Here is a 20,760-nt window from a genome sequence, read left to right as displayed (position 1 = left end):
AGAAAGGAGTTACGCTTATGGGGGCAAATCTGGTTCAGCTCAACGTAAACCCCTGCAAAATGTGCATGCCGATGGGCTCCCTCACCGCTTTTTTCGGCATTCGCGGCTGCATGACCATCCTGCACGGGTCGCAGGGATGCAGTACTTATATCCGCCGCCACATGGCGACGCATTACAATGAGCCGGTGGATATCGCCTCTTCTTCGCTGACCGAGCAGGGGACCGTGTTCGGCGGAGCGGACAATCTGATTCGCGGGCTTGAAAATCTGATTCAGCTTTACCACCCGGAGGTCATCGGCGTTGCGACCTCCTGTCTTGCGGAGACAATCGGCGAAGATGTACCCGCCATTGTTGAAACCTTTCGGCAGAAACACCCTGAGCTTGACGCAGCGCTGATCACGGTCCCGTCCGCCGGTTACTCCGGGACTCAGTACGAGGGTTTTTTCAGAACTCTGCGGGCCGTTGTCTCCCAAGTCGAGATGGACACTCGTCCGAACGGGAAAGTGAACGTCATCACGGGAATGATCTCTCCGGCGGATACGCGCTGGCTGAAATCGCTTTTGGAAGGGATGGGCGTCGAGGCGATTCTTCTTCCCGACCTTTCTGAAAATCTTGACGGCGGCCACGGTGATTCCTACAGCCGCCTTCCGATGGGCGGCACGCCGATTTCGGAAATTGGGCTAATGGGCGGCGCGCGGATGACTCTGGAGCTCTCGGCGTTTCAGAACAAGGACACGTCTCCGGCTCGGGTCCTGAATGAAAAATACGGAGTCCCGTTTCTCCGCCTTCCCCTGCCCTGCGGGCTTGCCGCCACGGATGCGCTCATCCGTGAACTGAAAAAGCTGGGCGGAACGGTTTCGGAAGGACTGAGGAAAGAGCGCGAACGATACCTCGACGCGATGATCGACTCCCATAAATACAACGCGCTCGCCCGCCCCGTAATCTGCGGGGAACCGGATTTCGTCCGGTCGGTCGTCGGCCTCTGCTGTGAAAACGGCGCGGTGCCGGTCGTTGCGGCAACGGGCTCGGACTGCAAGGGCTGGGAAGAAAGCATACATCCGCAAATCGAAAAAGCCGCCTCCGTTCAGCTTGTGAAACGGTTCTCCGTCTTAAACGACGCGGATTTTGATGAAATTGAACACGCCGCGAGGGAAAACGGCGCCAATCTGATCATCGGCAGCTCCGACGCGCGTCGGGCCGCCGCCAACCTGGGGCTTGACCTGGTGCGCCACAGTTTCCCGGTTCACGACCACGTCGGCGGGCAGCGCCTGCGGATGCTGGGGTACGAAGGGTCGCTTCAGCTGCTGGACCGCATGACAAACACGCTGCTGTCCAAACGGAACTCACGTTTTCGCGGCGAACAGTATGAAAAATATTATCGGGGTGCGAAAGAGACTTCGCCCCCCGATGAAACCGCCGAAAGCCTTGCTCTTCGAACGGCAAAACACCCATGCTTTACCTGCGCCGAGGGGAAATATGCCAGAATGCACCTTCCCGTCGCGCCGGAATGCAATATTCAGTGCGGCTACTGCGTGAGAAAATTCGACTGCCCCAACGAAAGCCGGCCCGGCGTCACATCGGGCATTCTGACCCCGGAGGAAGCACTGGAAAAATACAAGCGCGTCAAGGAAAAAATTCCGAACCTGACCGTGGCCGGCATCGCAGGGCCGGGAGACGCGCTCGCGAACTTTCCCGAAACCTCGGAAACGCTTCGCCTGATCCGCGCGTATGACCCGGACGTCACCTTCTGCCTGTCGACAAACGGCCTGATGCTTCCGCTTTACGCGCAGGAGCTGGTCCGGCTCGGCGTAACGCATGTGACCGTCACCCTGAACACCGTAAGTCCTGAGACCGGGGCAAAGATTTACTCCCATATCGATTTTATGGGAAAACGGTATTACGGCGAGGAAGGGGCTTCCATCCTTCTCGCGAACCAGCTTTCCGGGCTGAAGCTTCTCTGCTCGCTCGGAGTCGTCTGCAAGATAAACATCGTTCTGCTCAGCGGCATCAACGAAAATGAAATTGCAGAAGTCGTGAGAACGGTAAAACAGCTTGGCGCCAAGCTGACCAACATCATGCAGCTTGTTCCGGTCAAAGGCAGCGCGTTTGAGCATCTTTCTCCCGTCCCAAACCGAAAGCTGGCGGACCTCCGGCGGGAATGCGGAAAAATTCTGCCCCAAATGCTTCATTGCCGTCACTGCCGCGCCGACGCAATCGGGACGCTCGACAACGACCGTTCCATTGAATTCCGGGAAAAACCTCAGCAAAAGTCAGAAGCTCCGCTCCGGTTTGCCGTTGCGGCGCGGGACGGCAAACCGGAGCCCACATGCGAGGCTGACGCCATACCGGAGCAGAAGTTGAGCGGGCACGGCATCAGGCTGTTCACGACTTACGACAAGATGGAACACGCGGTCAAAAACGGGGCAAAGCAGATGACAGGAGGGATTGAAACATGAATCGGCCGAAGCATCATATTTTCGTCTGCACAAGCAGCCGGATCAACGGAACGCAGAGGGGATTCTGCTGCACAAAAGACTCCGCCGCCGTCGCCCGGCGGTTTCAGGAGGAAATTGAGGAGCGCGCACTGGAGGGCGAAGTGACGGTGACAAACACAGGCTGCTTCGGGCTTTGTGAGAAAGGCCCGGTCGTCGTGGTGTATCCGGAGGGCGTGTGGTACGGCAACGTAACCCCAGAAGACGTCGAGACCATTATGGAACAGCACATCGAGGGGGATGAACCCGTTCAGTCGCTGATGATCTGACGGGGACGTTTCCCCGTTTTGGAACAGGAGGGATTTGGGAATGATTCGAGTAACGGACAAAACTTTGAGTTGTCTGGATTGCTATCAGGCGTCGCCAGGTCAGCTCGGCGAGCTTTGTGAGCTTCTATTGGAACTGGGAACGGATTATATCGAACTCTCAGAAAACGCATACCGAAAAATCGGAGCACTGCCGCGCGGCGGAAAATACATTCTCAAATTAGACGATCTGTCGGAGGTTCCCAGAATTCCGGAAATCGGATTCTACGTGTGCCGGATAAACGGCGGCGCCGTCAGACCGGATGTGATCCGCGAGGTACATATTAACGGAATCAGTGAAATCCCTTTTCTCCGGCAGTGCCGTGTTCTGCCCTATGTGCGCGTAACCGGTCTGGACGATTTAATGTGCCACAACGCAGACATGGCGTACCGGCAGATTGTAAAAAACCTCTCCGGAAAAATCGAGTTCTGCCCGGAAAACGGCTATGCCTGTGCGACGGCCGCCGCGGTGGAATGGATTCTGTTCGGGGAGCGGAACGTGGTCACCGGTTTTAACGGCATCGGCGGATTCGCCCCGACGGAGGAAGTTTTTCTTGCCCTTCGCCTGCTCGCCCGGTATAAGCCGACTCAGGATTATTCCGCGATGCCGCGCGCAAGCCGGCTGTTGGAAGAAATCACCGGAATTCCGGTTCCAAGGCACAAGCCGGTAATCGGCGAAGAAATTTTTTATGTGGAAGCCGGGATTCATGCGGACGGAGTCGCGAAAAACCCAAGAATTTACGAGCCCTACAAACCGGAGCTGGTCGGTGCGCAGCGAAGGCTTGTCATCGGCAAGCATTCAGGAAAAGCCTCCGTCGCGCTGAAAATGCGGGAAATGGGACTCGCGGCTTATTCCGATGAGATTTCTCAAATTGTGCAGTTGGTTCGCCGGGTCAGCGTCGCCAAGCGGAGAAGCCTGACGGACGGTGAATTTCTTGAACTGATAAAAACGAATACCCGGGAAGGGGGTGAATGCGGTGAAACCAAAAAAGAAGCTGGTTGACACCACCCTGCGCGACGGTGAGCAAAGCCCCGGCTTCGCCATGACAACGGAGCAGAAAGTCAGAATCGCTGCCATGCTGGACGACGCCGGAATCGACCAGATTGAAGCGGGAATCCCCGCGATGGGGTCCTATGAGCAGGATACCATACGGGAAATCGTCCATAGAAAGCGCAATTCCAGAATTTCCGTGTGGAGCCGCATGAATGCCGATGAAATCAAAGCCGCATCCTCGTGCGGACCGGATATCATCCATATCGGCGTACCCGTTTCCTATGTTCAAATCTATTCCAAGCTGCGGCGTAATAAAAGCTGGCTTCTTAAAACAATGCTGTCCTGCGTCGAGCTCGCCCTTTCCGGGGGCGCCGAGGTGACGGTCGGCTTTGAGGATGCGTCCCGGGCGGACCCGACCTTCCTGATTACGCTGTCAAACGAGCTGCGGCAAAAAGGAATCAAGCGCGTCCGCTTCGCCGATACGGTCGGGGTACTGAGCCCCTCCCGTGCGTTTCAGGCTATTCAGGAATTGATTCAGTATACCGGCATGGAGGTTGAGATCCACGCTCACAACGATTTGGGCATGTCCGTTGCAAACTCCCTTGCCGCCGCAAAAGCGGGGGCTCTTTATATTGACACAACCATTTTCGGCATCGGCGAACGGGCTGGAAACTGCAACATGTCGCAGTTTGTCCGCGTCTGCGAACCTGCTTTTTCCATTCGGCCCAACCGCGGCGAGGCCAGGGAGGTTGAGCGAAAAGCCAGCGAAGTTCTACTGAAAAAGCAAAGGAACGGTTCTTATGAAATGTGGAATTAGAAAATTTCTGTTCGTTTTCTGCGCGGCGATCCTATTTGCTTCCAGCGGGCGCAGCGGGAAAGCGGCCTCTTCCGAAATTCGAAAACTCTGGCCGCGGCGCTTCTGACCGGCTGTAATCTGCGCTATGCCGGCTTCCGGGCGCACTGCCGGATCCCATCGGAAAGGACCGATAAAGCCAACGAGATCCGGGGAAACAAGGAATGTGATATGATCTATTTGCTGAATCTGTCCGCTATACTGCTTGCCGCAAAAGAGTCCGGCTTGACCTTGCATTCATAGCCGCAGGCCCTGACCCATGCGACAAGCTCCGGAATCAATTTACCGGTCTTTCCATTGGAACCTGCGTCAACGTGAATACAAATATTAATTTTACTCGAATCCAAATTCATTTTTTGACAAAGGTCTTCAAATCTCGACAGCACCCTGTCCGCATACATCAGGCTCATATTGGTTTCGTAAAGAAGCTTTTGCCTGATGTTGTCGATCTTGTTGATTCTGAAAACATCGTAGAAAAAGATTCCGCCATGACCGATATTCTGAACGGCGACTACAACCACTATCTTGGTATCGGAAAAATTCTGGCTGTCCGTTCCTACAGTCAGGTTAAATCCCTCGGATGTTTTGCTGTTCGTCCGGATGTAATTTGCTATGATATTGATCATTTGCTCGTCGCTGCATTTCCCGTAGGTTGGACTGATCATCGCGTTATTCCTTTCTGTCATGAAATATAAAATCTGAATCCCGTCAAGTGCATTCCGCCTTCCGGCACGGGCTTTTGTTGAGAGCCGCTCTTCTTTTACCCCAGATTATATCACGCAGGCGGGGATTGTTCCACCTATCGGCGGATCAATTTTTGATATTTCCCCCGAAGGCCGTTCAGCTGGTCGATCCTAGCCATGAAATCATGTGATTTCATGGCTATTTTAATAATCAGGCTGTCCACTACGGCCATCGCGCTTACCATGGAGTGGTACTCCGTCGGTTCTCCCCGGTAGCAATAGAGAAAAGCCTCCGTGTTTTGAAGTCCGTCCGACAACAGGTCGCTGAACACGACACAGGAGTATCCTACGTTTTGCCTGTGCTGCATCAAAACAGTCGTTTCCGCAAGAACACGGCTGAAACAGAAAAGAATTACCAGATCCTCCTTTCGAACATTGTTCAGGGATTCATACAGGGAAGAACCGCCCTCCAGAAAGATCGGTTCCATGCCGAACCGCCGCAGCCGGTACCTCATGACAAGGGCAACCCCATAGGAAGCATCCGGAGCAAAAATATAGATTTTCGGCGTTTGGGTAATCAGTCGGGCCGCCGTGTCCATTGCTTCCGGGGAAATCAGCCGCAGCGTTTTTTCCAGCGCCTCTATGTTTTTAAGAATCAGTTCGGACGTCGTCCGGTCGGAGTCCGGCAGCGCGGACAGCGTCTTTTTTACTTTGGAAACCGGAGTCGTGCTGTTTTGGGAAACCAGCTTTCGTTTTAACTCCTTCAAACTCGCATAGCCAATCTTCGGCCAGAACCTGCCGATGGTCGCCGGGCTGACGCCGATTTTGGCGGATATCTCGCTCGCCGTTTCAAAATACAGCGTGTTTTCGTGACTCATCAGATAATTCAGGATGATATGGTCTGCTTTGGTAAAATCAGCTTGATTCACATCGGACAAATCCATCCCTATTCCTCCTTTGTTCCATTATACTGTCCTTGATCAAAAATGAAAATTAAATTTCATTTAAATTTATATGAAAAACATTAAACAAATCATAACCATCCGATAACATTGACTTAACGCGCCGGCTTTATGATGAGCTTGTCATTTAGGGGGAAACAGCCGTGAATCAAATCTTTTTTTCTTCAACGCTCATGTGGAGCGCTGCGCTGCCGGAGCTGTTCCGAGCGGCGCGTGAATTCCAGGCGGAAGGCATCGAGCTTTGGGCGCAGCAGTTCGACAGCAGAGGATACAGGGAAGCGGAATGTCTCAGCCTGCTGGATCGCTGTCCGCTTCCAATTTTTGTACACAGCAAAACCTGGGATTTGAATTTTGCATCGGTGAACCGGCGAATCCGCAGAGCCTCGCTGGACGAAATCAGGAATTCCATTGATCTGGCGGCAAAATTGCACGCCCGGGAATTGACGGTGCACCCTCCCCGGGAATCCCTTTGCGGAAACCGTCCGCTTTATCAGGAGCTAGCCTATCGGGGATTGGAAGAAATCTTCCGGTACGCGAGTCGGTCTGGCGTCTCGGTTTCTCTTGAGATGATGGAAAAAATCCCAAAGGAGATCATGACAACTCCGGACGACGTCCGGGAAATCACCCGCGGCCTCTACCGCGAATTTTCCTATACGGTCGATGTTGCTCACTGCGACAATGAAAAAGAGCTGTTCAATCATCTTCGGGACCTCCCCAAGGTCTCGAAAATCCACATCAGCAACCGCCGGGGCGCGACGTACCACACGCTTCTTTCGGACGGCGATTTTTCTTTTAGAAGATTGTGGCCGGCATTGGAACACAGCGGCTGTCCCATGGTCATTGAGGGCTTTGACGCTTCCGGCCAATACACCATGCTTCGCGAAAATATGAAATATATTAAAAAGCTGAAGGAGAATCTGCAATGAAAACAAAAACCAAGCTGGCAGCCGGCATTCTCGCTCTTTGCATGGCGGCAAATTTTTCAGGCTGTGCCGGGAACGGCTCGGCTTCCTCCCAAACGAACACGGCGCCGTCATCAAGCAGTTCGGCAGCATCGTCGCAGAAGGATACTTTAAAAGGGAGCGTAACCATCTACACCTCGCAGCCGGAGCAGGATATTCAGGCGCTGATTCAGGCTTTCAACAAAAAGCAGCCCGAGATCAAAGTCAACGTCTTCCGCAGCGGAACGGAAGAAGTCGTCAGTAAAATTCTCGCGAAAAAAAAGGCCGGGGCGGTAAAAGCCGATCTGCTTCTGGTGGCGGACGCGGCAACCTTTGAATCCCTGAAATCGGCCGACCTGCTGATGAGCTACGCTTCCCCGGAGCTGAAAGGAATCAGCAGCGATTACTATGACGCGGACCATACATACACCGGAACCAAAATTATTTCCACGGGAATCGTGATTAACACCGACCTGGTGAAAAAACCGCCGGCGGGGTACAAGGACCTAAAGTCCGCCGATTACAAGGACAATCTGGTGATGCCGAGCCCGCTGTATTCCGGCGCGGCGGCATACAATCTCGGGGTTCTGACAAGGACGGACGGAATCGGCTGGGATTATTATCAGTCTTTGAAAACAAACGGCGTATCCGTTCAGCAGGGTAACGGTGCCGTGGAAAAAGCGGTGCTCGCCGGTCAGAAATCCTGCGGCATTGTAGTGGATTATCTTGCGCTTCGCGACAAGGCAAAGGGCGCGCCGGTCGATTTCATCTACCCCAGCGAGGGCTCTTTAAGCGTCACCGAACCGATTGGAATTGTCAAAGGTACTCCGAACGAGCGCCAGGCCAAGGCCTTTGTGGATTTTCTTCTGTCCGACGGCGGCCAGGCGGCAACCTCGCAAATCGGCTATACGCCCATTAAATCCGGAGTAAAGGCTCCCGACGGGTTTCAATCCGTCGATCAAATCAAAAATCTGACGTATGATCTTTCAAAACTTGTTCAGACACGAGACAGCGATAAAGAAAAATTCAGCAAAATGTTCGGTTAACGAACCGGGATGATAAAAAGCCGGGCTGCGGAAAACCGCGGCCCTTTTTGGAGATTATCAGAAATGAAAAAAAGGAACCTGCTCTATCAGGCGCTCGGCTGTGCCGCCGTCGTTTTTCTGTTCCTTGTTCCCTTATTCCGACTGGTCCTGATGAGCCTGTCGCAGGGCGGCGGATATGGCTTTGGGAACTATGCCGCGCTGTTTGAAGATTCACGAACCATTCGCGCAATCGGAAACACGGTTGTAATCGCGCTGGTCTCAACGCTTTTGTCGACCGCTCTGGGCGTTTTGTTTGCTTTTCTGAACGCCTATTGGAATCTGAAAAGGAAAAAGCTGCTCGAATTGCTCGTGCTCGCCCCTTTCATCATTCCATCCTACGTCATCACCATTTCCTGGACCAGCGTTTTAACGGGCAGCGGCGAACTCAATCGCGTTCTGCGCCTGCTGCATCTTGGACCGGTCAATCTGTATTCGCTTGGCGGAATCATTTTTGTTCTCGGCATCTGCAACATTCCGCTCGTTTACCTGACGACCGTCAACACGCTTCGGAAAATTCCCAGAGAGCTGGAGTGGGCTGCCAGGGCAGCCGGCTGCGGCCGGTGGGAAACCCTGTTTCGAATCGATCTGGTTCAGGCCGCGCCGGCAATCCTCGGCGGAAGCGTACTGGCGTTCCTTTCGTGCATGGATAATTTTTCAGTGCCCGCTTTTCTGGGAATTCCCGCTTCCATCCCGGTACTCAGCACCTATATCTATGAAAAGGCGATCGGTTTCGGCCCCGATTCGTTTTCCCTCGCTTCCGCGTTGTCCGTGCTGCTTTCCGTCGTGGCGGTTGCCGGATCTCTTACCATGACCGCCTTTGCCGGAAAATCCAGGCAGACGGACAGCATCCGTCCTGATTTTTCCGCGCGCATCTTTCTGAATCAAACTGCGCGCAGACGCGTCGAGTGGATCGGCATCACGGTTTTTTTGCTGCTTGATCTGGTTCCTCTGCTGAATATGACAGCCGCGTCCTTTCAAAAAATTTACGGCCAGCGCTTTTCACCCGCGAACCTTTCCTTTCAAAACTACCGGTTCCTGTTTACCAACAGCGGCGTGCTGAATGCGGTCTGCAACAGCTTGTTCCTCTCGCTAACCACCTGCGCGGTGTGTATTCTCATCGGTACGGCGGCCGCCTACCAAAAATTGCGCGGCAAAGGCGCCGCGGTTCGCCTGCTGGAATTCTGCGCGTCGCTGACCTATGCGATTCCCGGCATTGTGCTTGCCCTCGCAATGATCTTCCACTGGTCGAAGATTCCGGGCGTCTACGGCAGCATTTGGATTCTGATCGCGGCCTACCTTACACGTTATCTGATTCTTCAGATCAAAGGCAGCACCGCGGCCATGCTTTGCATTCACCCGTCCCTGGAAGAGGCGGCCCATGTAGCCGGCGGCGGAAAAATCAGAATGTGGAAAAAAATTCTGACTCCTTTGCTGTTCAGGCAAACCTTATCCAGCTCCCTTTTGATTTTTGTCTCCTCCCTGACGGAAATGACGCTGTCCTCCATTTTGGCCTCCGCCGGAACCAAAACCATCGGGCTGACCGTTTTCAACTTTCAGCAGTCCGGCGATTACAACATTGCGTATGCGTTCTCCGTTCTGATCGTCATTCTGATTCTTTTCGGCTACGGCCTGATTCAGTATGGATGCCGGGAATCCGGCGGAAAGAAAGAACGATCGCCGGAGCACGATGCCGAAGGAACCCGTTCCAGCCATAAAGACGCCTTAAAAAGGATGGAGGAAAGCATTTTATGAGCCTGAGAATCACACATTTGTCAAAACTATATGGAAAAAACATTGCTCTGTCCGACGTATCCATAGAAATCGGCGACGGGGAATTTCTCTGTATTCTTGGGCCCTCCGGCTGCGGAAAAACCACGCTGCTCAGGTTGGCGGGCGGCTTTGAAACGCCATCCTCAGGCTCCATTCTTTTAAACGACACACTTTACTCCTCCCCTGAGCAATGTCTCCCGGTCGAACGGCGAAATCTTGGAATGGTATTCCAGTCCTTCGCCCTCTGGCCGAATATGACGGTTCGCCAGCACGCGGAGTTTCCCCTGCTCCGGAAAAAATACGCCCGGATGGACGCGGCGGAAAAGAACAGGCTGATCGATCAGGCGCTCGAAAGCGTTGGGCTGTCAACTCTGTCGGACCGTTACCCCGACGAACTGTCCGGCGGGCAGAAGCAGCGCGTCGCCCTTGCCAGGGCCATTATCACAAGGCCGAAAATTCTTTTGATGGACGAACCGCTCAGCGCGCTGGACGCGGAGCTGAAGATCAGCATGAGAAAAGAAATCCAGGATATCCACCGAATGACCGGGGCAACCATCCTGTACGTTACGCACGACCAGAACGAGGCGCTCGCGATGGCGGACCGCATGATGATTATGAAAAACGGCAGAGTGGAACAGATCGGCACCCCGGAAGAAATTTACCTTCATCCCCGCACGGCCTTTACCGCCGCCTTTGTGGGAAAATACAACCTGCTGCGCGGAATCTGGGACCACGATCGGTTTTATGAAGAAAGCTCCAACGCGTGTTTTCACGACCGCACGACCTGTTCGGAGTTAAAAGAGCAGAACCTGTTTCCCGTTCGTCCGGATCAATTCCGAATTGTTAAGCAGGGAGACGGAATAGAGGGAAAAATCACAAACCGGCAGTACTGCGGGCGTGAGATTCACTATTCTGTCGACTGTTCGGGCAGACCGGTCACGGTCTACGCCCCCGTGCGGGAAGACTACGATCTGAACGACACGGTCGTCCTGATCAAAAAGGAGGAAACAGATTGAAAGCGCTTTTTGATCTGCATACGCACACGCTTGCAAGCGGCCACGCGTTCAGCACCCTCAGGGAAAACATCGAATCGGCACGGCAGAAAGGGCTTTTGGCGGTCGGAACCAGCGACCACGCGGAAAAAATGCCGCGTGCAAATCCCGCCCTTTTCAGCAATTATAAAGTTGTTCGGGAATCCTTCGAGGGCGTCCGGGTTTTCTGCGGGATCGAAGCAAACATCTGTGATTTTGAAGGCACAATCGACGTAGACGACTCCCTGCTCCAAAAACTCGATTATGTGATCGCAAGCCTTCACTCCCCCTGTATTCAGAGCGGAAGCATCCGGCAGAACACGAACGCCCTGATCCGAGCAATGGAAAATCCATCTGTAAAAATCATCGGCCATCCCGACGACAGCCGCTACCCATTGGATTACGGGGCGCTTGTTTCCGCCGCTAAAAAACGCGGAACCGCTCTGGAACTCAACAATTCCTCCCTGATCCCCGGCTCGACCAGAGTCGGTGCAAGAGCAAACGCCAAAAAACTTTTGGAAGCCTGTAAAAGAAATCGAGCGTCCGTCGTCATTGGGAGCGACGCTCACATCTGGTATGACGTGGGACGTTTTGAGGAGGCGTTTGCGCTCATCAACGAGGTTGGATTTCCCGAGGAATTGGTTCTGAATCTGAGTTTTGACGGTCTTAAAATGATTTTAAATTCAAAATCACACAGGATATTGCCGGCCTTCTAAAATCCGGTCGGAAAATATCGCCGACCCCAGCGCACCGTTTCATGGGAAGCTGCTTCTCGGGGATTTCCGGAAGCCGGGCTCTCCTCGATTCCATGACAATTTTATGACGATCTTCCCGAATAAAGTCCTCACAAGCAATTTTTTAAGAAATGTCAAGTCTTGAATAGACCCGGGAATCCGAGTAGAATTATTATTTGTGTCATACGGAATCGAAAGGACAGATTGAATGGACGAAATTAAGCAAATCTATTGTGGCGACAGCTACACCGCGTTTTTAAGCTATTGCGATCTTCACGGTTTTAAACGAATGCGTGACCTGATGGGCTGCAGGTTTGAAGAGCTGCCGGAATTAATTCACCTTTCTCCCATGCTGCTCAGCCGGATCAAGGCCATCTGCGTTCTTTATTTTAGAAAACATCCGGAATGTCTGGTTGGCGCTAAGACCAAAACAAAGGCCTCTTCCTCCAACACGGAAGATCTGGCGGACCGGCTGCTCGTCGTTTTCCAGCAAAACGCAAATAAACTCATTCATATCTCCGATCTTTCAAAAGCGATCGGAAAGGGCGTCAAGCGAAACGACATCATTCATGTTCTGGAGCACCAGACATGGTGCAAAATCGTGGATAACACCACGTTTTTTTATGCCCCAAAAGACTGAACGGGGCGGGAAGTAAAACAAAAAGGGATGCCGATCTGTTTTTTCAGACCGGCACCCCTTTGTTTTGCCCACCGTGATGACAGGCGGAAGTCCCGAACGCGGATCGCCGACCCGCGTCCGCGCAAGTTCGACCCGCATTGTCTCCCTTTTGCCCGGCTTTCGCCGGACTTTTCAATAACCTTCGGCTCCAGTGCGCCTTGATTCGCAGAACGGGGTTCATTCGATTACTTTGATCCAACCCTTCGGTCCTTCGACCCGGCCCATCTGAATTCCAGTTAACGTGTCGTACAGCTTCTTTGTAATCGGCCCCATATTCTGCATTCCGCTCGGCATGCAGATTTCCTTCCCGTGGTCCACAATTTTGCCGACCGGCGAGATGACGGCCGCCGTGCCGCAAAGGCCGCATTCGGCAAAGTCCTTGACTTCCTCAAAGTAAACTTCTCTTTCTTCCACTTCAAGGCCAAGATAATCCCTGGCAATTTCCAAAAGGGAAAGTCTGGTAATCGACGGGAGGATGCTGCCGGACTTTGGCGTTACAATTTTATTGTCCTTTGTGACAAAGATAATATTTGCGCCGCCGGTTTCCTCAACCTTGGTATGAGTCGCCGCATCAAGGTACATATTTTCGTTGAATCCGTTTTTATGCGCCGTAACAATCGCGTGAAGGCTCATGGCATAATTCAGTCCCGCCTTGATATGCCCGGTGCCGTTCGGCGCCGCCCGGTCAAAGTCGCTGACGCAAAGGGTCAGCGGGCGCGCGCCGCCTTTGAAATACGGCCCGACCGGCGTTGAGAAAATGCGGAACTGATATTCGTCGGACGGGGCAACGCCGATCACCGGGCCGCTTGCGAACATATACGGGCGTACATAAAGCGTCGCACCGGAGCCGAACGGCGGAACATAGCCCGCGTTCGCCTTTACGGTCCGAACGACCGCGTCAATGAACCTTTCCGGCGGAAACGTCGGCATTTCCAGTCTTTTCGCGCTGTTTTCCATTCGTTTCGCATTCATGTCTGGACGAAACGCCACAATTCGCCCGTCCTCCGTCGTGTACGCCTTCAGGCCTTCGAAACAAGACTGGGAGTACTGCAGAACGCCTGCGCATTCGCTGATTGTCACGGTATCGTCTTCGGTCAGTTTTCCCTCGTCCCATGCCCCGTTACGAAAATTTGAAACGAATCTCTTGTCTGTCTTTTTATAGCTGAAATCAAGATTCGCCCAGTCGAGATTTTTCTTTTCCATCTTAAACGACCTTTCTGTATTTTATTAAAAGTACTGTAAATACTGCCAATTTAGCGGCCATCCGCGTAAACGAAAAGCCCTAAGCCAAAAAGCTTAGGGCGAATCTGAAATCCGTGGTACCACCTAATTCAGAGAAGATACTCTCTGCACTCATCAGCAGAGCAAAGCACTGCTTTCCGCGCTAACGGTCGGAGCTCCGGTAAAACTTAGCGAATGGATTCGTTCGGTTCAACAGCTCGGAAACGACTTCCCTGTTTTTTTCCCGAAGATTTGCACCGGCCATCTTCTCTCTGCGCATCCAAAAACGGGTACTGCTCTTCTTCTCAGCTTTTGATATTTTTTAATTGAAGCTATTATAGCTCGAACCCGTCAAAAAGTCAACGCTGCAACTGAATTTGATTCAGAATTCATCGCGGCGGCCAATCAGTGCTTTCGCTGTCATATGATTTCTCCGCGATTTTCCGAGTATGCCATAACATCGCGGGAAGCTCATCCGTCTCGTTGCCCGCACGGCCTGCTCTGGCGAGAGCGCTAAAGCATCAGTTCTGCAGAAAGCGCAATCACGGCATGACCGATTATTTTAACTTCCGCGGGTTTGCCATTCTCGATTTTTACCTGAACTTCCATTGTGCCCGGCCGGCCGATCGCCTCGCCTTGTACCGCGTAAAAAGCAAGCAGAGCTCCGTTATGATCTGCTAACCCATAGTGAACCAAATAAGCGCCGAGGGGCCCGTTTGCGTTCCCCGTTACAGGGTCCTCATCAATTCCAATCGCAGGCGCAAACATTCTTCCGTGTATCATCGGCGTTTCGCTCCGATTCATGGTAAAAACATAATACCCATTGCAGCCGATCTCGTTACTCAGTTTTACAAGCCTGGCCATATCGGGCTGCAAACGATGCAGCAGGTTGATATCCCGAATGCCGACCATTACTTTGGAATGCCCCGTCGATGCGATTGCAATCGGGCAGTTGTCAAGAATATCACTTAAACGAATCCCCAACGCGTCGGTCAGTGCCTGTTTTGCCTTACCCGGTAGCTCATCATGTACCTCTATTCTCCCCTGCGTCATGACAATTTTGTAGTCGTCATTTTCCCTTATGATGTCAACCGGTAAAATTCCGGCGCCGGTTTTTTGTAATACCCGCGTCGAGCCGAAATGGTTTTCGACCGCTCTTGCATAATGTGCGGCGATGGTGGCATGGCCGCAAATCGGAACTTCTTTCATGGGGGTAAAAAAACGGACCTCGACATCGTAAGCGTCGTCTTCCGATTGAAAAATGAAAGCCGTTTCGGAATTATTTAGCTCGCGCGCTATTTTCTGCATCTGCCGGTCTGATAATCCGTCCGCGTTAGTAACCACCCCGGCGGGGTTTCCGGACAGCTTTTCCTGCGTGAATGAGTCGATTTGATAAACGCGATAAAGATTTTTCATCATTTCCTCCGTTTCCGGTATTTCCGTATGTACCAATCAAATCTTATGGAGGCCGGCACCGGTTTTTTCAGCAGATTTCTTGCGGCTCTTATCTTCGTACATGAAAAGATCGATCTGTTTCATAAACTGCTGAACCGACATTCCGGATTCCCGGTCATAAACGTCGAACCCCACGCTGAAATTGATTGAATACGGAAATTCCGTCCGTTCATTGAATGTTCTCGTGTTCGTTTTCAACCGTTTTACCGCGTCGGTTAAATCGCCGCCCTCTTTGATTTTTAAAACGATGACAAACTCATCTCCTCCAAAGCGGCAGATCAGGTCTTCCCTTCTGAAGCTGTCTTTCAAAATGTTTCCGGCTTCCACAAGAGCCTGATCCCCGGCATCATGGCCCCAGGAATCATTGATCCTCTTAAACGAATCCAAATCCGTCATAATGACTCCGAGCGCGGCGCCCTCCCTGCCGTTTTTAATCCAGCCCCGCATATAGTTTTCCAACTGCCTGCGATTGTAAAGCCCGGTTAAAGGATCCGTGTACAGTTGGCTGTTTTGAATATTGAGAAAGATAATCATAATGGAAAGCGCCGTACAGGCCCACACAATGGAAACCCCATAAAACAAGGCTTGGATGATTCCGCCGAGAAAGGGCGGCAGCGCAAATAAAAGCAGCGAAATGTAAACCTTTTTTTCAAGGGACTCTCTGTTGCGAACGATGGAAATGACGGAATACACAAGGTAGAAATAGCAGACGCCGGCCATGAAGTAAAAAAGACCGCCCCGGTGGTAGATGTTATTTTGATCGATGACAAACAAAAATCCGTAGAAAACGCTCAAAAAAGTAAGAAGCAGATTGAGGATTAAAGGAATTACCATCGGAACGAACCGTTTTTTAATGCGGTCTTCGTCCTTGTAAATCTGATAGTCCGCATAGATGCTCCAAAAGAAGCAGGGAAACGGAGTCATCGCGCAGTAGACCGTCGCTGTCAGCAGCGAAAGGATCCTCATGACTGCGCCCGGCTTTCCGATTAGAATCCATTGCATCGTGTCCAGGACAAGCAGAACCGCATTCAATGCCAGCATCGTTAAAAATACCCTTTGGTCATAAAGATATTTTTGACCTTTGTTGCGGACATTTAAAAATATCACAAAAAGAAATGCGAATGCGAAACTATTAAGCTCTGAATAAGCGAGAATGTTCATCTTCCACCTATATCCTCCGAATGCCCGGATTCCGCCTCATTTCACGATTCTGTTCGGATAAGGACAGAAAGTCAGAATGTTTGCCGACCCGGGAACCGTCTGATACTTCGCTCCCTATGAGTTTGCTGAAAGCAGATAACGGTCGACGGCTTCGGCGCAGCCGTCGTGGTCGTTGTCCGCGACCACCACATCGCATATTTTTTTGATCCGCGGCAGCGCATTGCCCATGGCAACGGATAAGCCCGCGATGCGCAGTACCTCCGCGTCGTTGTCCGCGTCACCGACGACGACGGTTCGCTCCAGCGGGATCCGAAGATAACGGCACAGCCAAACCAGCCCGCTTGCTTTACTGACATGAAGCGGCGACAGCTCCAGCGAAGTTTCTTCCGAGTAAGCGATGGAAACGGGAAGCTCCCGAATACGCGCGTAAATCCGTTCGCGAATCTCGGCGGAGGCCGAGAACAGATTTAATTTCTCCACAGGAATCTGAGTAGACCGGTAATAGGCAGCAAGGTCGTCTTTTTGATTCGCCGTGCGATTCATCATATCCTGATAGAGGCCCATATGGAAGTGGCTTGTATTGGAAACCTCTCTTCGGTTTGCAAAGGGAGCTCCGGCGCTCATCATATACACCATGACGTCTTCCGCCGCCGCAATCTCAAGCACTCTTTCCACTGTATCCCTAGGAAAAGTTTCCGAGTGAAGAACGCTTTTTAAGGCGGTATCATAGATTAGCGCACCGCTTTCGCAGACATAGTAGCGGACATTTTGAAGAAGATCTTCAAACTCTTTCAGCTCACTGATGCATCGGCCCGTCGACAGGATCACCTTCTTGCCCGAAGAGGCCGCGCGGTTTACCGCATCCAGCGTGCGGCCGGATATGGTCTTTTCGCTGTTTAATATTGTCCCGTCCATATCGAAGCCAATCAAATCATATGTACTCATAAATTTTCCTCACACATTTCTGTGTCCCCCGGTTCTATCGCAATGATAGGAAGGGACGAAGTACGCAAAAGCCCCCGATTCCGGCATCTGCTTCAAAAAGCCTTTGCGCCGTACGTCGGATTTAATCCTGATTCTGCTCCGCGATTCGGTCCGCCAGCTCATTTAAATAGACCCATCGCTCCGTTTTCTCATCCAGCTCCGCTTCCAGCGCTTCTTTTTTCGTCGTCAGCTCCGTCAGGAGAAGGTAGTTGCTGGATGCCTGCTCTATTTCACTGTTAATTTGAGAAATCTGATTTTCGAGGTCCGCGACGGCGGCGTCAATCCCTTCATATTCGCGCTGCTCTTTGAACGAGAATTTCAATTTACCGGGTTTCACTCGCGGACTTGATTTTGGTCTGCTGACGGCAGCCTTCGGTTCGTTCTGCTGTCTTTGTTCTTTTCGTATGAAATAGTCTGAATAACCTCCGATGGTATCGAGAATTTCTCCATTCTGCTCAAAGGAAAACACATGCTCCGCAATCTTATCAAGAAAATAACGGTCATGTGATACCGCAATGACCGCGCCTGAGAAATTTTGCAGGTAATCCTCAAGAATCGTAAGCGTCTGAATATCCAGATCATTGGTAGGCTCGTCGAAAAGCAGAACATTCGGCGCCTGCATCAAGATTCCCAGCAGATACAGTCTGCGCCGTTCTCCGCCGGAAAGTTTTCGGATGGCTGTATACTGCAAGTCGGATGAAAACAGAAATTTTTCAAGCATCTGGGATGCCGTCAGGGTTCCCTCCGGCGTTTCAATTTCCGACGAAATATCTTTGATATAATCCATCACGCGCAGCGCCGGATCCATTTCTTCGCATTCCTGCGAAAAATAACCGATCCGCACCGTCTCCCCGATATGGACTTCGCCATTATCCGCGGGGACGGCACCGAGGATAATTTTCAACAGCGTGGATTTTCCGCAGCCATTCGGGCCGACGACGCCAATGCGGTCCCGGCGCAGCAGGTTGTAGGAAAAATCACTGATTAACTGCCTGTCACCGTAACGCTTGGAAACGCCGCAAATCTCAATGATTTTTTTCCCAAGCCTTGAACTCATGGAATTCATTTGCAGGTTTTCCTGTTCCAGGTCAACCGACTCCGAGCTCATCTTTTCAAAGCGTTCCACCCGGAATTTCTGCTTGGTTCCCCGTGCGCGGGCTCCCCGGCTGATCCACGCGAGCTCCTTTTTGAGCAGACTCTGGCGTTTCCGCTCGCTTGCGGCAACCATGCTTTCCCGTTCCGCTTTGAGTTCGAGATACTTCGTGTAGTTTGCCTGATAGGAATACAAATTCCCGTTGTGTAATTCCATGATTTTATTTGTGACGCGGTCCAGAAAATAGCGGTCATGCGTTACCATAAGCAGAGCGCCGTTATAACCGGCAAGATAGTTTTCCAGCCAGTCCACCATATCGTTGTCCAAGTGATTGGTGGGTTCATCCAGGATCAGCACTTCCACCGGTGTTACCAGAGCGCTCGCAAGTGAAACACGTTTCTTCTGTCCGCCGGAAAGCCGGCTTAAAGGCGCGTCAAATTCATGGATTCCCAGCTTTGTGAGGATCGCCTTGCACTCGTATTCTTTCGATTCCCTCTGCTGCTCCGAGATTCCCCGAACGACCTGCCCGAGGACGGTGACGCCGTCTTCGAACAACGGATTCTGCGGCAGATAACCCACACGAACCCCTCCGGATCTTGTGACGGTTCCGGCGTCGGGGGGTTCCAATCCCGCAATGATCTTCAGCAAAGTGGATTTTCCCGCGCCGTTGATTCCAATCAAACCGATCTTATCCCCGCTGTTAATCCCAAAGGAAGCCTCTTTCAGCAGCGTTTTTTCATTGTAACTCTTACGAATCTTTTCCGCAGTTAATAGCAGCACATTATTATCCTCTTTTAGCATCATGATGGTCTGTATTAATTTCATTATACCTTTAGCGGGCGGCGTCCGTCAAATAAAGTAAACCAAAACGCGGTATAAACTTTCATGTTTTTGGGGCAAATCGAAGCGGCTCCGGTCCGATTTCTTCCACAATTTCAAAATACTTTCTGACCGTCTCATTTCGTCGGCTACCATGGCCTGACTTTCCTTGCAAAAAACCGTTAACCGATTTTACTGGAGCAGATCGAGTCGGTCCACGTTCATCCGGTATGTTACGTCCTTGCGCTCAACGATAATGCTGATCTTATCGCTGAGCGGTTTATCCTTCCGGATATTTGTAAGCAATTCCCTGGTTGGATTGATCACGAATGGATTGCCGACGAGCTTCAGCATGGCGAAATCACCGTTCGTATCTCCGTAAGCATAGCTGGCCGAAAGGTCGATGCGATATTTTTCGGCGATTTCAAGAACCGCCTTTCGTTTGCTTTCGGCATCCCACATAGGGGTTATTTTTCCGTTGTAGATTCCGTTGCCGTCCACTTGGTAGATAGTCCCTTTGTAGTCATCCATGCCGTATTTAGCAGACATCTCGCGCACCAATTCGATGGGAGAACCGGAAATAGCGATCACCAAATGCCCCTGCGCCTTATGCCACCTAATTCTTTCGCGCGTGTAGGTATACACACGTTCCCCCTTTTGCTCAATCACCTTTTTAGCGATGTAGGCAACATGGAAAGAATCCGTGTTCTTGACGGTCTCGGTATAAATATCTACCATTTTCTGCAGGTAGTCGTCGTAATCGCCGACACGCTTGTCCCATCTTGTAAAGGCCGGTTCCACCTCAATATACCATTTGCTGCTGTTGATCAGCTCGTATTTGATCATTTTTTTGAACATCTCACTGATTAAACCTTCACGGGAGATTGTCCCGTCAATATCAAAAAAAGCGGCGATGTTTCTCATTGCCGAAATCCTCCTCCAGGCGCGATGGTATGTCTGCCTTCCCATATTATGAGTGCCAAACGACAGTTTACTCCGCGTGCTCAGGCTGCAAAATATTATAAATTTCACCTTCAATTACCGGCATTAAATTTGATTATGACTTTTTAGAATAACACCAGCATGATGTGAGGTCAATTTGTTCAGTCTACTTTTCAGTTTAAGAAGCCTTTGCTCTGATTCTGTTCCACGATTCGGTCCGTTAACACAGATGGCATACATTCACTCGTAGAAAAGACCTCCTGCAAGAAGCGTAATCGGAGTGGTAACGACCGCTTCCGCCATTTGGGGCCAAAGAACCATACTGAAACAAACAAAATGGGGGTGTTGCAAAATGAAAATTTTGCAACACCCCCATTTATGTTGAAAAGTGATCTAAATACGAAGCTTTTGTTGAAAACTTTGCGAGATAAATCGTCGAAATAGGAATAGCAATGCTAAGCTCCGCCGTAAAGCGAAGCTGAAAAATCAATCATTTTCTGTTTTTCTGGAATCTACTCTTTTTGAAGGCAAAACAAATGTGTTTTTAGCCTTCCTG

At 51.4% G+C, this 20,760-nt stretch carries 18 protein-coding genes and 1 other annotated feature; of the genes, 10 read left to right on the top strand and 8 right to left on the bottom strand.

What is annotated here, in order from left to right; translation table 11 throughout:
• The first annotated feature begins 17 nt into the window (after positions 1-17).
• Genes CAFE_RS09650 through CAFE_RS09635 form a run of 4 tightly spaced genes read left to right on the top strand, consistent with a single transcriptional unit; the run spans position 18 to position 4,608 of the window.
• Positions 18-2,456 (top strand): nitrogenase component 1, encoded by a 2,439-nt coding sequence (locus CAFE_RS09650; protein WP_156990531.1) that lies wholly within the window; start codon positions 18-20, stop codon positions 2,454-2,456.
• Positions 2,453-2,761, top strand: a complete 309-nt coding sequence (locus CAFE_RS09645; RefSeq protein WP_156990530.1) for a 2Fe-2S ferredoxin — start codon at positions 2,453-2,455, stop codon at positions 2,759-2,761. The genes CAFE_RS09650 and CAFE_RS09645 overlap by 4 nt, the downstream gene beginning before the upstream one ends.
• A gap of 40 nt (positions 2,762-2,801) precedes the next feature.
• Complete coding sequence (locus tag CAFE_RS09640) at positions 2,802-3,800, top strand: homocitrate synthase/isopropylmalate synthase family protein (protein WP_156990529.1); 999 nt, start codon at positions 2,802-2,804, stop codon at positions 3,798-3,800.
• Complete coding sequence (locus tag CAFE_RS09635) at positions 3,775-4,608, top strand: beta/alpha barrel domain-containing protein (protein WP_330593921.1); 834 nt, start codon at positions 3,775-3,777, stop codon at positions 4,606-4,608. Before CAFE_RS09640 ends, CAFE_RS09635 begins: the two co-directional genes overlap by 26 nt.
• 212 nt (positions 4,609-4,820) lie before the next feature.
• Here the strand turns inward: CAFE_RS09635 and CAFE_RS09630 are convergent, their stop codons facing one another.
• Both CAFE_RS09630 and CAFE_RS09625 read right to left on the bottom strand, forming a co-directional pair.
• Complete coding sequence (locus CAFE_RS09630) at positions 4,821-5,309, bottom strand: ribonuclease H-like YkuK family protein (protein ID WP_066649708.1); 489 nt, start codon at positions 5,307-5,309, stop codon at positions 4,821-4,823.
• A gap of 134 nt (positions 5,310-5,443) precedes the next feature.
• Entirely contained in the window at positions 5,444-6,271 is an 828-nt protein-coding gene (locus tag CAFE_RS09625; protein WP_156990528.1) for a MurR/RpiR family transcriptional regulator, read from the bottom strand.
• Positions 6,272-6,432: 161 nt separating this feature from the next.
• Between CAFE_RS09625 and CAFE_RS09620 the strand changes: the two genes are divergently transcribed.
• The 6 genes from CAFE_RS09620 to CAFE_RS09595 all read left to right on the top strand — a co-directional run bounded on the left by CAFE_RS09620 (position 6,433) and on the right by CAFE_RS09595 (position 12,490).
• On the top strand, positions 6,433-7,215 hold the full coding sequence (locus tag CAFE_RS09620; protein WP_330593920.1) for a sugar phosphate isomerase/epimerase family protein: 783 nt from the start codon (positions 6,433-6,435) through the stop codon (positions 7,213-7,215).
• Entirely contained in the window at positions 7,212-8,276 is a 1,065-nt protein-coding gene (locus tag CAFE_RS09615) for an ABC transporter substrate-binding protein (RefSeq protein WP_156990527.1), read from the top strand. Before CAFE_RS09620 ends, CAFE_RS09615 begins: the two co-directional genes overlap by 4 nt.
• A 63-nt stretch (positions 8,277-8,339) precedes the next feature.
• Complete coding sequence (locus CAFE_RS09610) at positions 8,340-10,067, top strand: ABC transporter permease (RefSeq protein ID WP_156990526.1); 1,728 nt, start codon at positions 8,340-8,342, stop codon at positions 10,065-10,067.
• On the top strand, positions 10,064-11,101 hold the full coding sequence (locus CAFE_RS09605) for an ABC transporter ATP-binding protein (RefSeq protein WP_156990525.1): 1,038 nt from the start codon (positions 10,064-10,066) through the stop codon (positions 11,099-11,101). The genes CAFE_RS09610 and CAFE_RS09605 overlap by 4 nt, the downstream gene beginning before the upstream one ends.
• A complete protein-coding gene (locus CAFE_RS09600) occupies positions 11,098-11,832 on the top strand; it encodes a phosphatase (RefSeq protein ID WP_156990524.1) in 735 nt (244 codons plus the stop codon). Before CAFE_RS09605 ends, CAFE_RS09600 begins: the two co-directional genes overlap by 4 nt.
• 226 nt (positions 11,833-12,058) lie before the next feature.
• Entirely contained in the window at positions 12,059-12,490 is a 432-nt protein-coding gene (locus CAFE_RS09595) for a hypothetical protein (protein ID WP_066643973.1), read from the top strand.
• Between the two features lie 216 nt (positions 12,491-12,706).
• On the opposite strand, the gene CAFE_RS09590 is transcribed toward CAFE_RS09595, so the two are convergent.
• From CAFE_RS09590 to CAFE_RS09565, 6 genes are all read right to left on the bottom strand, one after another.
• Positions 12,707-13,732 carry a branched-chain amino acid aminotransferase gene (locus tag CAFE_RS09590; RefSeq protein ID WP_066643974.1) on the bottom strand — a complete coding sequence of 342 codons (1,026 nt, stop codon included), beginning with the start codon at positions 13,730-13,732 and terminating at the stop codon, positions 12,707-12,709.
• A gap of 91 nt (positions 13,733-13,823) precedes the next feature.
• Positions 13,824-14,066, bottom strand: a binding site (T-box leader).
• Between the two features lie 197 nt (positions 14,067-14,263).
• A complete protein-coding gene (locus CAFE_RS09585) occupies positions 14,264-15,166 on the bottom strand; it encodes a PhzF family isomerase (protein ID WP_156990615.1) in 903 nt (300 codons plus the stop codon).
• Between the two features lie 36 nt (positions 15,167-15,202).
• Positions 15,203-16,246, bottom strand: coding sequence for a GGDEF domain-containing protein (locus CAFE_RS09580; protein ID WP_233452769.1), 1,044 nt, complete (start codon positions 16,244-16,246; stop codon positions 15,203-15,205).
• A 234-nt stretch (positions 16,247-16,480) separates the two neighbouring features.
• Positions 16,481-17,311 (bottom strand): Cof-type HAD-IIB family hydrolase, encoded by an 831-nt coding sequence (locus CAFE_RS09575; protein ID WP_156990523.1) that lies wholly within the window; start codon positions 17,309-17,311, stop codon positions 16,481-16,483.
• Between the two features lie 121 nt (positions 17,312-17,432).
• The gene (locus CAFE_RS09570; protein WP_413814427.1) at positions 17,433-19,223 is read right to left on the bottom strand and encodes an ABC-F family ATP-binding cassette domain-containing protein; all 1,791 of its coding nucleotides are present in this window, start codon (positions 19,221-19,223) and stop codon (positions 17,433-17,435) included.
• 231 nt (positions 19,224-19,454) lie between these two features.
• Positions 19,455-20,186 (bottom strand): HAD-IB family hydrolase, encoded by a 732-nt coding sequence (locus CAFE_RS09565; RefSeq protein ID WP_156990522.1) that lies wholly within the window; start codon positions 20,184-20,186, stop codon positions 19,455-19,457.
• Positions 20,187-20,760 lie beyond the last annotated feature (574 nt).

The organism is Caproicibacter fermentans, assembly GCF_009746625.1.
In the GTDB taxonomy this organism is placed as follows: Bacteria; Bacillota; Clostridia; order Oscillospirales; family Acutalibacteraceae; genus Caproicibacter; species Caproicibacter fermentans.
The sequence above is the reverse complement of the archived record's forward strand: the minus strand, read 5'-3'. Positions and strand labels throughout refer to the sequence as shown.

Excerpts from the sequence above, each read along its gene's own strand:
- CAFE_RS09650 (WP_156990531.1), top strand. The coding sequence starts at position 18 with ATGGGGGCAAATCTGGTTCAGCTCAACGTAAACCCCTGCAAAATGTGC.
- CAFE_RS09645 (WP_156990530.1), top strand. The coding sequence starts at position 2,453 with ATGAATCGGCCGAAGCATCATATTTTCGTCTGCACAAGCAGCCGGATC.
- CAFE_RS09640 (WP_156990529.1), top strand. The coding sequence starts at position 2,802 with ATGATTCGAGTAACGGACAAAACTTTGAGTTGTCTGGATTGCTATCAG.
- CAFE_RS09630 (WP_066649708.1), bottom strand. The coding sequence starts at position 5,309 with ATGATCAGTCCAACCTACGGGAAATGCAGCGACGAGCAAATGATCAAT.
- CAFE_RS09625 (WP_156990528.1), bottom strand. The coding sequence starts at position 6,271 with ATGGATTTGTCCGATGTGAATCAAGCTGATTTTACCAAAGCAGACCAT.
- CAFE_RS09615 (WP_156990527.1), top strand. The coding sequence starts at position 7,212 with ATGAAAACAAAAACCAAGCTGGCAGCCGGCATTCTCGCTCTTTGCATG.
- CAFE_RS09610 (WP_156990526.1), top strand. The coding sequence starts at position 8,340 with ATGAAAAAAAGGAACCTGCTCTATCAGGCGCTCGGCTGTGCCGCCGTC.
- CAFE_RS09605 (WP_156990525.1), top strand. The coding sequence starts at position 10,064 with ATGAGCCTGAGAATCACACATTTGTCAAAACTATATGGAAAAAACATT.
- CAFE_RS09595 (WP_066643973.1), top strand. The coding sequence starts at position 12,059 with ATGGACGAAATTAAGCAAATCTATTGTGGCGACAGCTACACCGCGTTT.
- CAFE_RS09590 (WP_066643974.1), bottom strand. The coding sequence starts at position 13,732 with ATGGAAAAGAAAAATCTCGACTGGGCGAATCTTGATTTCAGCTATAAA.
- CAFE_RS09585 (WP_156990615.1), bottom strand. The coding sequence starts at position 15,166 with ATGAAAAATCTTTATCGCGTTTATCAAATCGACTCATTCACGCAGGAA.
- CAFE_RS09580 (WP_233452769.1), bottom strand. The coding sequence starts at position 16,246 with ATGCTGGCATTGAATGCGGTTCTGCTTGTCCTGGACACGATGCAATGG.
- CAFE_RS09575 (WP_156990523.1), bottom strand. The coding sequence starts at position 17,311 with ATGAGTACATATGATTTGATTGGCTTCGATATGGACGGGACAATATTA.
- CAFE_RS09565 (WP_156990522.1), bottom strand. The coding sequence starts at position 20,186 with ATGAGAAACATCGCCGCTTTTTTTGATATTGACGGGACAATCTCCCGT.